Below are 13,393 nucleotides of genomic sequence, written 5' to 3'. Positions count from 1 at the left end.
GTGTAGTCTTACAAGCTAATAAATTCTATTGCTCCATAACCTTATAAAGCTTTTGCAGGTAACGCCAACGGGTTATAAAGAAATATAAAACTTGTATACATATAAATGAAATTAAAATAACGATAGAGCTATTTATGATAGAAAAATCGACTAATTGCTGTAATGCTATATAAGCAACTACAGTATGAATCACTGCAACGAAAATTGGTAAAAAGAACATTAATAATAACTGCCTCGTTACAACTTTTTTCAACTCACCTTTACTTAATCCCATTTTCGAAATCATTTTATATTGCTGTTGGTCGCGATCCAAATCTGTATATAATCGGAAATAAATAAAACTAGCGGCGAATGTAAAGAAGACGATTCCAACTAAAATACTTACCATAAGTAATAAACCATTCTTTTGCTTTGCTTCCAACAAGTTTAATGTTAAAGCTTCAAAGTAGAAATCTCTGTCCCTAAGATTTTTATCGAATATACTCTTTAATTGATTTGAAATCTCTTTCGTTTTTATCCAATCATCTACAACAAATCCGTAAGTACGATATGGAATTTCTTTATTAACTGGGTCACTAGTAAGAGGTATTCCATCATATACCTGATCTTGAACAGCGATATAAATAGTTCTAGAATCATGTGGTAAAACTAAATTTTCTACAGCTTTTTTCACATGAAATGTCTTTGTCCAGTCACCTTGAATGACTTCTATATTCTTTTTATACTCGCCATTTTTAAATTCTTGTTTTTGTGATACGACTCCAGGAATTAATAAAATTTCATCTTCTTTTTCAATTGTTTCTTGTTGATAGCCTAGTGCTTTAGCAAGATCGTTGTATTCACTTAACTTCATTACATTTACGCCATTTTCTGTGTATATATATGAAGATGAAGCCATTCGATACGGAATATTAGCATCAGAAAGGTGTTTTTTTATAATAGAAAGATTTTTATTCAATACTTTGTCATTTTCAAAACTTCCATACAAAAATGTATACGGATTTGTCATCCTTACCAAATCCCTATTTCCAATTGCGGCTGTTGTACCAATTGCTGTAAATGCAACTGCTGAAACTATAGATACTATAAAAAACATCGTTGCATTATCTTTCATACGGTAAATTAATTCAGAAAATGTTAATATATTTGTTCTCTTTAAAAAGAAAGATTCTCTCCTTTTAGCAAGATGCAGTATATACACGCTACACTGTGTATATAAAAAGTACGTTCCTATAATTACTAGAAGCACACCTATTCCAAGCGTAATAAAATTGGTACTTGGTATGAAGCGAAATACTGAAAAATATCCATACCCTATACTAATTAAAGAAAGTATCGATAATAAAACTGAAGATTTCGGTTCAGGTTTTGGCTTTTCCTCTGCTCGAATAAGTTCCACAAGTTCCGTTACTTTTATCATTTTAAATGTAAATAATGAAACAATTAAAAACAAGCAAAGAAATGTAATAACTGTTAATAATACAGCCCGCACTGGTATATAAAAAGGTAAACCATTATTAATCATTAATACACTTGCACTTATCAATAAGACTAGTTTAGAAAATATGAGTCCAATGAAAATCCCTATACAAATTGAACCAAGTCCAATCAACATATTTTCAATTAATAATAATTTCTTAAGCTGTCTCATTGACATACCTTGCATCATTAAAATACCAAATTCTTTCTTACGCGTCTTTAAAAACGAACTAACTGAATATAGAATGAAGAAAAATGAAAATACAAAAATCAATCCTTGCGAAACTGAAAATCCCAATGTACCAAATGCACTTATTGTTGCACTTGTCGATTTCAACTCACCTTGTAAATCAGGATGAAATAATAAAAGAGCATACGTAAAGAAAATCATAATAGAAAATGCACTACTTAAAAAATGGCCAGCATATGTACGCTTATTGCGAAAAATATTATTAAATGCGAACTGACGAAAAGTCATGCCTTTTCCCTCCTAACAAAGAAAGGACATCCATAATCTTTTGATAAAAAGTTTGCCTACTTTCACCACAATAAATTTCGTTATATAGTTGACCATCTTTAATAAAGATTACTCGGCTGCAAAAGCTCGCTGCATACGGATCATGTGTAACTAACATCATCGTTGCTTTTTCTTCTTTATTTAGAGTATCAAGCATCTCCATTACATCATTTGAAGATTTAGAGTCTAAATTCCCTGTTGGTTCATCTGCAAGTAACAATTGCGGCTTATGAACGATCGCACGAGCAATTGCTGTTCTTTGAGCTTGTCCCCCTGATATTTCAAACGTTCTTTTACTCAATATATCTGTAATGTTTAATTTATCTGCAATCTCTTCCACTCGTTTGTTCATATCTTGCACAGAAACACCATCTAAAGTCATCGGCAATACGATGTTTTCTTTTACAGTAAGTGTGCTAAGAAGATTAAATGATTGGAAAACAAATCCTAATTGTTTTCTGCGGAATAACGCTAATTCTTCTGATGATAATTGGAAAGGATTTGTACCATTAATAAATATTTCTCCCGATGATGGAGAATCAATAGTAGATACCATATTTAATAACGTTGTTTTCCCACTACCTGACGGGCCCATAATTCCTACAAATTCACCTTCTTGAATTGATAAATCAATATCTACTAATGCTTTAAAAGGTACTTTCCCTCTATATACTTTACTAATACTATTTGCCTGCAAAATTTCCATTTATATTCTCCCTTCATTTCCACCGCTCACTATAGAGTGTAAATGAATTGTCTTACAGCTCATATTGATTCATCTTTCATTTATCTTACACGCTTGTAAGATTTCTAAAAAAACTGATAATAAACCTATTTTCAATCTATAAACAAAGCATATCTATCTTATAATATTTGCATATTGGTTTGAATTACAATGCTATTTTCTAATCTTAATTTTATTAATATGAAAAGACCGATTTTTATCGGTCTTTTTACTTTCAAATATTATATTTTAACTGCTGTATGTAGTTAAAGCATATTTGAGTTACCCATTAAATACTATTTCACTTTATAATAACCTCTGCAAAAAAAATGAGTGCTTCGGTTTCATTGCAATCAAAAACGAATTGTAAATATCTGAGGCGGAAATGAATGTGTTTATCCAACATATAAATAATAAAATTGATTTAATATTTCCTGATACAAAGAACGACATCATGGCAGGTACTACTGATAATACAATAATAGGCAAGCTCATAAAGACCCAAAATCTCGTTTTGGATAAGACTGCATTTGTATTTAGCCCAAAAAATCTTTTACTAAATGTTAAGCTAATATCCCCTTTTTTACTTATTACTAAAATGTGTAAACATTCGTGAATGATAAAGATTAAGGTACCTATGCGGGATAAAATGAATATAAAAAAGCTTAGAGTTTTAGCTCTAAGCTTTTTTATGATTTCGTATTAATTCCTTTTACTGCACAATATTTTTTATCCATTCAGATTTACTCAATACATAATGATTATATAGTTGATTTGCTATCTTGTGTTCACTCAAATAAGTAAACCCGCATTTTTTAATAACTTTATTTGATGGTACATTGTTAATTAAAGTAATTGCGTTAAGGACAATTAAATTTGTTTCTTTAAACAAATAGTCAATTAAGCCTTTAGTCGCTTTTGTAGCATAGCCATGATTTTGATGTTTATTTGAGATAGCATACATTATCTCTCTGTTTGGTGAAGGGAGTTCTTCTTTCATGCCTGTGCAGCACCATCCAATGCATTCATTTGTAGCTTCCTTAAATATTCCTAGCTTTAACATATGATTATCTATGTTATTCGTAGTTTTCACTGCCTCAAGAAATGCTTTGTTTGCTGGTATTTCATAATTTGCAATCCAATCCACCCTTTGTTCTTTCGTCGATTTCCAGTCTGGTAAAAACTTTTCTATTTCCGGTTGATTGGCTATTTTATAAATACTTTCTGCATCTTTGACCATAAACCCTTGCAAGTATATATCTCCACAATCTATTCTAAATAACTTAGTTGAACTCTCTTCTCCCATGTTAATTCCCCTTACTTACGTTATAACGCCTTTATCTGCTTCGTAAGTTCTATAAATCGTTCATCAAGTTCTTTATATTCTTTGTCGTTAGAAGTTAAAAAGCTTAATTTCCCTAATACTTCTTGTCTCTCTGTTTCTAACGTTAAACGTAGCTCTTCAATATTATCTCTTGTTTTAGTAGGTTCTTCTAGCTGCTTTTGTATCGTATTGTTTAAAAACACGAGTTTTATGTTAGTTGTTTTCTCTAGAAAATATCGATCGTGAGAAACAATTATTAATGTTCCGTTATACTCAGCTAATGTATTTTCAAGTTGTTCACGTGAAGGTAGATCCAAGTGATTCGTCGGTTCATCTAAAATGAGTACATCTTTTTCATCTAAAATATAAGCCATTAGCTTACATTTTACTCTTTCTCCCATACTCATATGCTCAATCGGCTCTTTCCATTGAGAAGCTTGGAACCCTAAATGTTTCATTAAATTTTGGACTTTTCCTCTTTCTTCAAACGTCTCTTTAAAAAATAAATCTTCTGGCGTTTTGTCCAGTGGCAAATCAAAAACCTCTTGTGTTAAATAACCGATGTTTGCAGATGGTGAAATCCATATTTCTCCTTCAGCAGTTTCCGCTCCCATAATCATCTTCAGTAATGTTGTTTTCCCGCTACCGTTTGGTCCAACAATTGCAACTTTCTCACCGTGCTGAATTGTAAAATTAACGTTTTCAAATAATGCTTTTCCATTAAATTCTTTTTTTAATTGCTTTACTTCTAAAAAGCGTTTTCCTACTTTTTTACTCGCTTGAATAGAGAACTCAATTGAATACTCTTCTTTCACACGTTCTACTTTCGTTTTCTCCAGCTCTTTTTCGAGACGTTTTCTTTTTGACTTCACTTGCGCATCCATTCGTTTCGCTTTTACACGATAAAACTCTTTAAAACTTTCTTGTTTTGTAGACTGCGCGTGTGCCTTTTGTGACCATGAACTTAATTCTTTTATATGTGTTTCTACTTGTTCTATCTTTTTTTGCTGCTTTTCATATTCTCGCTGCTGCGACTTCCTTCTTTGCTCACGTGCTTTCATGTAGCTTGTATAATTACCACTATGGTCAATTAATTTTTTGTCCTCAATTGACCATATTTTTGTTGCAACAACATCTAAAAAATATCGATCATGCGATACAACGATAACTGTACCTTTCATATTTTTTATTTGTTTAATGAGAAATTCCGTACTCATTTCATCTAAATGATTTGTCGGTTCGTCTAATATTAAGACATTAGGATTTTTAGCAAATCCTTTTGCTAATCGAATTTTTAACTTTTCACCACCACTTAAAGTATGAAAATCGTTCGTTGGCACGCCCCATTTCGCAAGCAGTTCTGCTTCTTTTGCAATTACATCGTTACTAATAAAAGATTCTATTTCTTGCTCAACATATGCGGTTGTCATATTCATTTGCTGCCATTCAACAATCCCTTTTGAAGGCTCAATCTTTCCATTTATTAATTGAAGTAACGTTGATTTACCAGCACCGTTTTTACCAATTAATCCGATAACATCCCCTTGTTTTACTGTCACATTCATTTTCTCTAACAACATATTTTCTTTTATTTCAACATAAACATCATTTAATTTTAATAGTTCTTTCATAATACCGATCCCTTTCATTAAGGGAGAATAAAAAAATCCTCCCAAATAAATTTGGCAGGATTAGTCGTTAAAATATTTACACCCAAATAAGCTATTACGCAACATAAATAGCAATACCGTTGTATGGAAATCGGGCAGACTAATCCTATTTTTTAGAAATTGAAATTTATTGAATTTCAACATTTAAAAATAAGATTAGTTAATCATCGTCCACCCATCATTCCTTTCCCTCATTAGTAACCATATTGTACCATAATAGTACTGTATGAGTAAATGCAATTATTTGTGCTGCTAAAAAAGATTGCTTTCTTTTAAGGTCTATTCATTATTTCTTCACTTCATATCGAACAAGTATCAACCACATTTGTTGTACTACTTGCTTTAGCTTTCCCTAGCAATAAAATTGTAAGCATTCCCTCTTATATAAATTTTATATAAATTCATCATAAATCATATATTATACATACTAAATTTCAGTTCTTATAATAAAGGTATCATTTTTAAGGGGTGGTTCTACAATGGAATTTAGTAAACTAGGAAACAGTGGATTAACAGTAAGTAAAATCGCATACGGGAACTGGATAAACCATGGTGGAAAAGTAAACGAAAATACTGCAAATGATTGTGTAAAAGCCGCACTAGATGTTGGAATTACAACGTTCGATACTGCTGATGTTTATTCGGACACGATAGCTGAGGAAGTACTTGGCCGATCTTTGCAAGGTATACGCCGAGAAAGTATAGAACTATGTACAAAAGTATGTCATCCGACCGGTCCTGGAAAAAATGATCGTGGATTATCAAGAAAACATATTATAGAAAATTGTAATGCATCGTTAAAACGATTACAGACAGACTATATCGATATTTATTATGCACATAGATTTGATATAACAACTCCTCTTGAGGAAACAATGTTAGCTTTCTCAGATCTTGTAAGACAAGGTAAGGTTCTCTATTTAGGCGTAAGCGAATGGACATCAGAACAAATTACCCGTGGTGCAGCACTTGCACGCGAATTGAACATTCCATTTATCGCTAGCCAACCTCAATATTCGATGTTATGGCGAGTTATTGAAACTGATGTGATTCCAACATGTCAACGTGAGGGACTTGGCCAAATCGTATGGTCGCCACTTGCACAAGGTATTCTTACAGGAAAATATCAACCTGGTAAACCATTACCGAATCAATCGCGTGCTAACTCCGATGCTGGAAAACCGTTTTTTGACAAACTCGTGCAACGTTGGATGAGTGATGATGTGCTTACCGCTATCCAGGAAATTAAACCTATCGCACAAGAAATTAACCTTACCTTATCTCAACTCGCAGTTGCTTGGGTATTACAAAATCCAGCTGTTTCTTCTGCAATTATTGGTGCTTCAAATCCGGAACAAATAAGAGAAAATGTAATTGCTTCTAGTGTTAAATTGCAACCTGAAATTATGGATCAGATTGACAGTGTATTAAAAGGTTTCGCTGAGTATGATACTAGTAAAACAGGTTGAATCATGAGTAAGTTTTATCTATAAATAAACACCCCTTGCCAACTTCCCACAGCCCATCCTATAAAGATGGGCTGTGGGAAGTCATATAAACCTCTCTAACAACTGTTAAAAAGTTCTTTAACACGACAGACTTTTCATCCTTCCTCCATCCAGCATATAAATTTATTTCCGGAGTATTTTCTAGAATATCTTTATACATCACTCCTGATTTTTTATAGCTTTCCACCGAGGATGGAACGACAGAAATCCCCATTCCAGCTGCAACTAAGTTTACAATCGTTTGCATTTGAACTGCTTCTTGAACAATATTTAAACTTACCCCATATTTCCAAAAGTAACTAATAATTAAATCATAAAAATTTGTACCGAAATGACGAGGAAATAAAATGAATGGTTCCTCCACTAATGATTTGATTGAAATATTAGGTAACGAAACGAAAGGGTGATTTTCATGCAAAACCAACTTTAAACACTCTTCAGAACAAACTTCAGAAGATAATATTTCATTATTTTGCTCCGAACGAATAAATCCAATATGAATTTGTTTTTCGTAAAGCGCTTTTATTTGTTGGTCTGTTGTCATCTCACGTAATATGAGCTGAATTTTTGGAAAACGTTCTCGAAATGTTTTTAATATGCCTATAACTGTTTCTGTAGAATCGACAAAACCGATGATTAAATGCCCGATTTTCCCTTCATCTGCAAGCTGTGTTTCTTTAATCGTTCTATCTACTTGAAGTAATGTTTGCCTAGCACCTTCTAAAAAGACTTTCCCCGCCTCGGTAAGCTCAACCATCCTTTTTGTCCGGTGAAAAAGTTGAACTCCTAATTCTTCTTCCAATTTTCGAATTTCTTGACTTAAAGGCGGTTGTGCCATCATAAGACGCTCTGCTGCACGACTAAAGTTTAATTCTTCTGCCACCGTTATGAAATATTTCATTTTACGAATATCCATTTCAAGCCTCCTATCATTCGCAACTTCTATAAGATTCTATTTTTATTATAAAAAATGGTTCATGTATGTAGTCTTACATTTATTCTTATTGGGTTCATTTTGCCTCTCTTATCTATAGAATATTTCATTCTCCAATGTTATCAAGGGTACAAAACAAGGCTAAAAAACTTATCTCCAAAGTTCTTTAGCCTTGATTACTTTTTACACATTAAAAAATATTACTCGCACTACCGTACCTTTACCAACTTCTGAATGGATTTCCACACTATGTCCTAATTGTTTTGTAATTTCATATACAAGATATAGCCCCATTCCTGTTGATTCTTTAAAATCTCTACCGTTTTCTCCTGTAAAGAAAGGTTTGAATACTCTTGGTAAATCTTGCTTCGGTATACCTACGCCATTATCAGCAATTTCAAGTATAACGGTATTACCTTCCTTACAAGCTTTCATTTTAATCTTTTCTCTACTACCTGATGAATACTTAATCGCATTCGATAGTATTTGTCCGATTAAAAACTTTAACCATTTCACATCACTTTCTACAGTAATGTCCTTATCAATTTCAAGCTCTGGATATACAAAATTCCGTATAAAGAAACGTTTATGTTCATGTACCGAATCATTCACTATTTTATGTAGTTGTACCCTTTCTACATAAAAATCTTGTGTGAACGCTTCTAATCGTGCGACATATAGAGCCATTTCCAATCCCTTTTTTAATCGGTCTGTTTCCTCATTTATACTTTCAAAACGTGAATCTACTTCATCCTGTGTAATTAATTCTATTACAGATAAAGGTGTTTTCATTTGATGGATCCACTGATTCATAAAGGTTAAATGGTCATTATTTTTTCTCTCTTGTATTTGCAGCTGATTTTGATAATGTCGATATTGCACCTCAAGTAGTTCTTGAAGAGCAGCCGATACAGCTGCAAAATCAGATTTTTGAACAGATTCATCTAAAGATTGCATCGGGTTTGCTAGGCGCTCATAAAAAGAACGATGTGTAAAATAACGAAACACTAAATAACTTCCCATAAAGAAAACACCTAGAAACATTGCGTATAACGCCGTTGTAATATGATTATGCCCATCAAACCAATATACGAGAAATATAGCTAGTAGTTGAATTATGGTAAAGCAAATAACTGGTATATGATCACGTATAAACAACCTTATCATTTTTCTATACCATTATCCCAAGTAATGTGCAATCTATATCCAACACTACGAATCGTTTCAATCGCACCTTCTATATGTAACGTTTGTAACTTTTTACGCACACGTGTTGTATTTACACTTAATGTATTATCATCAACATAAGATTCACTATCCCATAATTTATTAAGTAACACTTCTCTACTCACAACACGCGGATAATTTTTCATTAATGTCTCTAATAAAATAGCTTCGTTTCTCGTTATATCAATTTCGTCGTTTCTAAGTTTCAATACAAGCCTTTCAGGATATAAACAAAGGCCTTGTTGCTCAATCATTCGCTCTTCTAGTTTCGGTGCATAATCTCCATATGCACGTCTTAAATGACTACGAATTTTCGCCACTACAACTTCATAATGAAAAGGCTTCGGAATAAAATCATCGCCACCGTTTTCTAACGCCATAACTTGATCCATCGTACCTTCACGAGCCGAAATGAATAGTATCGGACATGTAGAAACACCGCGAATTTGACGACACCAAAAGTACCCATCAAAACTCGGTAAATTAATATCTAATAAAACTAACTCTGGTTGTTCTTCTAAAAAAATGTCTAATACATTTTGAAAGTCCGATACAATAACTCCTTGATAACCATATTTCGCAACATGTGTTGATAATAGTTCTGCAATTTTCATATCGTCTTCTACAATCATAATTTTGACCATTATTGAACTCCTTTTTAATCCACAATCTCAAATATACTTATATAAAATAAATACTACCTCTTTTCACAAAATCCGTAAATTAAAAAAGGGATGCTTTTATACAAAAGTATCCTTTTTCGTCCCTTATCTATTTAATATGAAATTTACTAAAAGTAAATCCTAGTTTCTCCACATAATCCATTCCTAGTTCCATACGCGCCGTTTTCAGCGGATCAACAACTTGGCAAACTTTTAAATTACCTGCTGCCGATAATAAAAGAGTTGCATCAGCTTTAGACATTTCTAATACTTCATGTAAAAATGTCACCATATTATGTACAGCACGATTTGCTGCATCATCTAACAATTTCTCTGAAGCAATCGTCATTATTTTTTCTTTTTGAATAGCCATTGGTAATGGCCATTTCTTTCCTTTTATAGTTTGAACTGTTACAGTTACCTCACCAGCAACCTCTACGCCACTAACACCAATTTCACCATCACCCATTGCTGCATGTAGATCACCTAATGCTAATAGAGCGCCAGGAACATTTACAGGTAATAGTAATGTCGTCCCTTCTTTTATCTCTTTACAATCCATATTCCCACCGTGATCATGTGGGGTGCCGCATGAAATGCTCTCTTCTTTCGGCGCAGTACCAATTACACCGATCATTGAATTAACAGGGATTTGTAATTCATTTGAAAACAAAACATGTTCATTATGTATTGGGACAATTTTCACTATGTTTTCATTTAGCTCTTCACCCATTACACCAAGATTCGCACCTGTAGTTAAAACACCCTGCTCTGCAATATTAATTTTTTCAATCGTTACGACTAATATATCGCCAGGTTCTGCACCATTAATATATACTGGACCAGTCGCTGGATTAATTCGGTTCCAATCTAATTCTTGAAACACAACATCTTCAGAATCAATTTGGTTTTCAAAACAGTCGTAGGTTTCAAACACAAGTCTACTCCCATTCTCTACTTCCATACATGGCTTATTTTCTGGTGACATTGAGTAAATGATATCATCTTTATGAATTCGATACATAATACCTCTCCCTTTTATATTTATCTACTATTACTAATTAGCTTTTTTTATACAAGCTCCTCTTAAAATTAAATGTTATTTTTATGTAAAAAAGCACGCAGATTGTTTTATAGCATACACTCTTTACTACAACAGAAAGGTGGTATCACTATGCCCCTTATTCCATACAATGAAAGTGATGTTGATTTACTAGCTCGTTTAATTCGTGCTGAAGCTGAAGGCGAAGGTCGTCAAGGTGAGGAGCTTGTTGGATGCGTTGTCGTAAATCGGGTATTTTGTGATTGCTTAGATTTTAAACAACTTCGGTCTGTACGTGATGCAGTATATCAAAGTCCCGGAGGATTCGAAGCAGTGCAATACGGGTATTTTTACCAACGCGCTCGTGATTCAGAAAAAGAAATTGCAAGAAAAGTTTTACAAGGTCAATGGCGCTGGCCTGCACGATGGGCTCTTTGGTATTTTCGTCCAGTTGGAGCTTGTCCGCCTGAATGGTATAATCAGCCGTTTGCAGGTCAATTTAAAAGTCATTGTTTTTATGAACCTAGTGGTGATGAATGTCCAAAAATATATTCACGATAGTAAAATTTGCAACGCAAGTACTTAGAATTTTTGGTACTTGCGTTGCTTTTAACTGTGTTTTAGAAATCTAATAGTGTGATGAATCTTTCTATGCCTACTACATGTATTAGTAATGGTATACGAGGACCATTTGATTGATTCATAATGAGCTTATATATAATAGTGAATAATTGTTTTTGATTTTCTTTCATTATTTTTTTATTTTCATGATGACAAATCGCATATAATTGCTCCATTAAGTGAGAGTAATCTTTGTTAGAACGAAGTATATCGCAAACTTCTACTAACCATTCTTTCTGTCTTTCATCCAATGTGTTGTAAAACTCTGTATTTCTCTCTTGATTTACCGCAATTAATTTTTCAGATTGAAAATTTCTTATCCAATACTCTGTGCGATTACTCACCGCTCTCATTTCATCTAATGCATAGCTCCTATCTATTTTCTTTAATATCCCCTGTAAAATAGTTGAATCAAAATTTAATAATGGTAACGTTCCTGCTACTTGATTAAATTTCGGATATTCTTTAAACCCGATAGTAACTCTAGAAAGTTTAATTGCATCAAGTAAATCTTCACTTTTGAGCGTTTTATTTTCATAACTATCTTTCAATCGCTCATATTCTGTATAATTGCGAATCACATCTTCATCAAGACCGATATGAAAAGCTGCGTTTGGTCTATATTTTGCAAACATAAACAGAATTACTTCTGGTAAATACACTTTTAACAACTCACTAGGTGTAATACTATTTCCTGAAGAACTAGACATTTTTTCATGATTGCCTTTAATTCCAATAAAATCATAAGCAACATAATGAGGAGCTTCACGATTGAATATTTTCCTTGCAATTTCTTTTGATACATTATAACTACCCGTTTCTGATGAATGGTCTCTGCCACCCGGCTCAAAAACAACCTCCTCTATCATCCATCTCATCGGCCAATCGATTTTCCAATTTAGTTTCATTTTATTTGTATTTAATACGGATAACTCTTTTTCATTTCCGCATTCACATTCATACCGGATTGTTTTTAATACTTCATCAAAATGTGTAATAGTTGTTGTATCTTTCCCGCACCTCTCACAATATAATGTAGCTGGATAAAAGCTCTCTCGCTCTTCTTCACTACACTCTCCAGTTTTAAAATCCATTAAAATATCATATATATCTTTTCGTTTATACAAAGCCTCTAATATATTTTCGTTATACCTTCCGCTTCTATATTCATCATGTTGATAAATAAATTCCACTCCAATTCCAAATGCTTGAAGCGATTTTTCAAACTCTTTTTCAAAATGCTCCGCATACGAGTTATGACATCCATACGGATCTGGAATATCACAGTATGGCATACCAATATACTTTGCAAAAGATGGATCAATATTTTTTGGAACTTTTCTAAACCTATCATAATCATCCCACGAAAATATAAAACGAGTCTTTTTCCCTAAATCTTGAAGTGCTCTTACTACGAAATAAGTCGTTACGATTTCACGAAAGTTCCCAATATGAACAGAACCTGACGGACTAATTCCAGATGCACAAACAAACGTTTCTTTATTTGGATGTTTCCTAATTAATTCATGTGCTACTTCATACGCCCAATGCATATATTACTCACCTCAATTATTTTTTTGTTTTCTAATTTCCAGTTTTATGCAACAAAAAAACTCTCACCCCCAAGATTATTCATCTTGAGGACGAGAGTTGTTAGCTTCGCGGTACCACCTCAGTTTGTTAAT

At 33.0% G+C, this 13,393-nt stretch carries 11 protein-coding genes, 1 pseudogene and 1 other annotated feature (1 of these 13 cut by a window edge); of the genes and pseudogenes, 2 read left to right on the top strand and 10 right to left on the bottom strand.

Going from position 1 to position 13,393, the window contains the following annotated elements; all coding sequences use genetic code 11:
* Positions 1–25: 25 nt before the first annotated feature.
* From AC0ONG_RS11475 to abc-f, 5 genes and pseudogenes are all read right to left on the bottom strand, one after another.
* Positions 26–1,957 carry an ABC transporter permease gene (locus AC0ONG_RS11475; RefSeq protein WP_016077646.1) on the bottom strand — a complete coding sequence of 644 codons (1,932 nt, stop codon included), beginning with the start codon at positions 1,955–1,957 and terminating at the stop codon, positions 26–28.
* The gene (locus AC0ONG_RS11470) at positions 1,932–2,702 is read right to left on the bottom strand and encodes an ABC transporter ATP-binding protein (RefSeq protein WP_016077647.1); all 771 of its coding nucleotides are present in this window, start codon (positions 2,700–2,702) and stop codon (positions 1,932–1,934) included. Before AC0ONG_RS11470 ends, AC0ONG_RS11475 begins: the two co-directional genes overlap by 26 nt.
* A 314-nt stretch (positions 2,703–3,016) precedes the next feature.
* Positions 3,017–3,377 (bottom strand): annotated as a pseudogene (locus AC0ONG_RS11465) (DUF3267 domain-containing protein); the annotation flags it as partial.
* Between the two features lie 55 nt (positions 3,378–3,432).
* Positions 3,433–4,026, bottom strand: coding sequence for a GNAT family N-acetyltransferase (locus AC0ONG_RS11460; RefSeq protein WP_000503550.1), 594 nt, complete (start codon positions 4,024–4,026; stop codon positions 3,433–3,435).
* Between the two features lie 20 nt (positions 4,027–4,046).
* Complete coding sequence (gene abc-f, locus AC0ONG_RS11455) at positions 4,047–5,675, bottom strand: ribosomal protection-like ABC-F family protein (protein ID WP_002082721.1); 1,629 nt, start codon at positions 5,673–5,675, stop codon at positions 4,047–4,049.
* A gap of 518 nt (positions 5,676–6,193) precedes the next feature.
* On the opposite strand from abc-f, the gene AC0ONG_RS11450 reads away from it, so the two are divergent.
* Positions 6,194–7,183: an aldo/keto reductase family protein gene (locus tag AC0ONG_RS11450; RefSeq protein WP_000395988.1), complete on the top strand. Its 990-nt coding sequence runs from the start codon at positions 6,194–6,196 to the stop codon at positions 7,181–7,183.
* Positions 7,184–7,241: 58 nt separating this feature from the next.
* Here the strand turns inward: AC0ONG_RS11450 and AC0ONG_RS11445 are convergent, their stop codons facing one another.
* From AC0ONG_RS11445 to AC0ONG_RS11430, 4 genes are all read right to left on the bottom strand, one after another.
* The gene (locus AC0ONG_RS11445) at positions 7,242–8,138 is read right to left on the bottom strand and encodes a LysR substrate-binding domain-containing protein (RefSeq protein ID WP_000354655.1); all 897 of its coding nucleotides are present in this window, start codon (positions 8,136–8,138) and stop codon (positions 7,242–7,244) included.
* Positions 8,139–8,339: 201 nt separating this feature from the next.
* Positions 8,340–9,323: a sensor histidine kinase gene (locus tag AC0ONG_RS11440; RefSeq protein ID WP_002082724.1), complete on the bottom strand. Its 984-nt coding sequence runs from the start codon at positions 9,321–9,323 to the stop codon at positions 8,340–8,342.
* A complete protein-coding gene (locus tag AC0ONG_RS11435) occupies positions 9,320–10,027 on the bottom strand; it encodes a response regulator transcription factor (RefSeq protein WP_000238992.1) in 708 nt (235 codons plus the stop codon). Before AC0ONG_RS11435 ends, AC0ONG_RS11440 begins: the two co-directional genes overlap by 4 nt.
* Positions 10,028–10,154: 127 nt before the next feature.
* The gene (locus AC0ONG_RS11430; RefSeq protein ID WP_000285653.1) at positions 10,155–11,069 is read right to left on the bottom strand and encodes an acetamidase/formamidase family protein; all 915 of its coding nucleotides are present in this window, start codon (positions 11,067–11,069) and stop codon (positions 10,155–10,157) included.
* Between the two features lie 150 nt (positions 11,070–11,219).
* Here AC0ONG_RS11430 and AC0ONG_RS11425 point away from each other — a divergent pair, with 150 nt between their 5' ends.
* Positions 11,220–11,648, top strand: coding sequence for a cell wall hydrolase (locus AC0ONG_RS11425; RefSeq protein WP_001128395.1), 429 nt, complete (start codon positions 11,220–11,222; stop codon positions 11,646–11,648).
* A gap of 59 nt (positions 11,649–11,707) precedes the next feature.
* Here the strand turns inward: AC0ONG_RS11425 and lysS are convergent, their stop codons facing one another.
* A complete protein-coding gene (gene lysS, locus AC0ONG_RS11420; protein ID WP_000558613.1) occupies positions 11,708–13,261 on the bottom strand; it encodes a lysine--tRNA ligase in 1,554 nt (517 codons plus the stop codon).
* Positions 13,262–13,344: 83 nt separating this feature from the next.
* Positions 13,345–13,393, bottom strand: a binding site (T-box leader) (it continues 208 nt past the right edge of the window).

The organism is Bacillus sp. TCT6, from assembly GCF_056033845.1.
This window is presented reverse-complemented; position numbering and strand designations above follow the sequence as displayed.

Bases quoted from the DNA above. Each gene is read 5' to 3' on its own strand.
- AC0ONG_RS11475 (WP_016077646.1), bottom strand. From the start codon at position 1,957: ATGACTTTTCGTCAGTTCGCATTTAATAATATTTTTCGCAATAAGCGT.
- AC0ONG_RS11470 (WP_016077647.1), bottom strand. From the start codon at position 2,702: ATGGAAATTTTGCAGGCAAATAGTATTAGTAAAGTATATAGAGGGAAA.
- AC0ONG_RS11460 (WP_000503550.1), bottom strand. From the start codon at position 4,026: ATGGGAGAAGAGAGTTCAACTAAGTTATTTAGAATAGATTGTGGAGAT.
- abc-f (WP_002082721.1), bottom strand. From the start codon at position 5,675: ATGAAAGAACTATTAAAATTAAATGATGTTTATGTTGAAATAAAAGAA.
- AC0ONG_RS11450 (WP_000395988.1), top strand. From the start codon at position 6,194: ATGGAATTTAGTAAACTAGGAAACAGTGGATTAACAGTAAGTAAAATC.
- AC0ONG_RS11445 (WP_000354655.1), bottom strand. From the start codon at position 8,138: ATGGATATTCGTAAAATGAAATATTTCATAACGGTGGCAGAAGAATTA.
- AC0ONG_RS11440 (WP_002082724.1), bottom strand. From the start codon at position 9,323: ATGATAAGGTTGTTTATACGTGATCATATACCAGTTATTTGCTTTACC.
- AC0ONG_RS11435 (WP_000238992.1), bottom strand. From the start codon at position 10,027: ATGGTCAAAATTATGATTGTAGAAGACGATATGAAAATTGCAGAACTA.
- AC0ONG_RS11430 (WP_000285653.1), bottom strand. From the start codon at position 11,069: ATGTATCGAATTCATAAAGATGATATCATTTACTCAATGTCACCAGAA.
- AC0ONG_RS11425 (WP_001128395.1), top strand. From the start codon at position 11,220: ATGCCCCTTATTCCATACAATGAAAGTGATGTTGATTTACTAGCTCGT.
- lysS (WP_000558613.1), bottom strand. From the start codon at position 13,261: ATGCATTGGGCGTATGAAGTAGCACATGAATTAATTAGGAAACATCCA.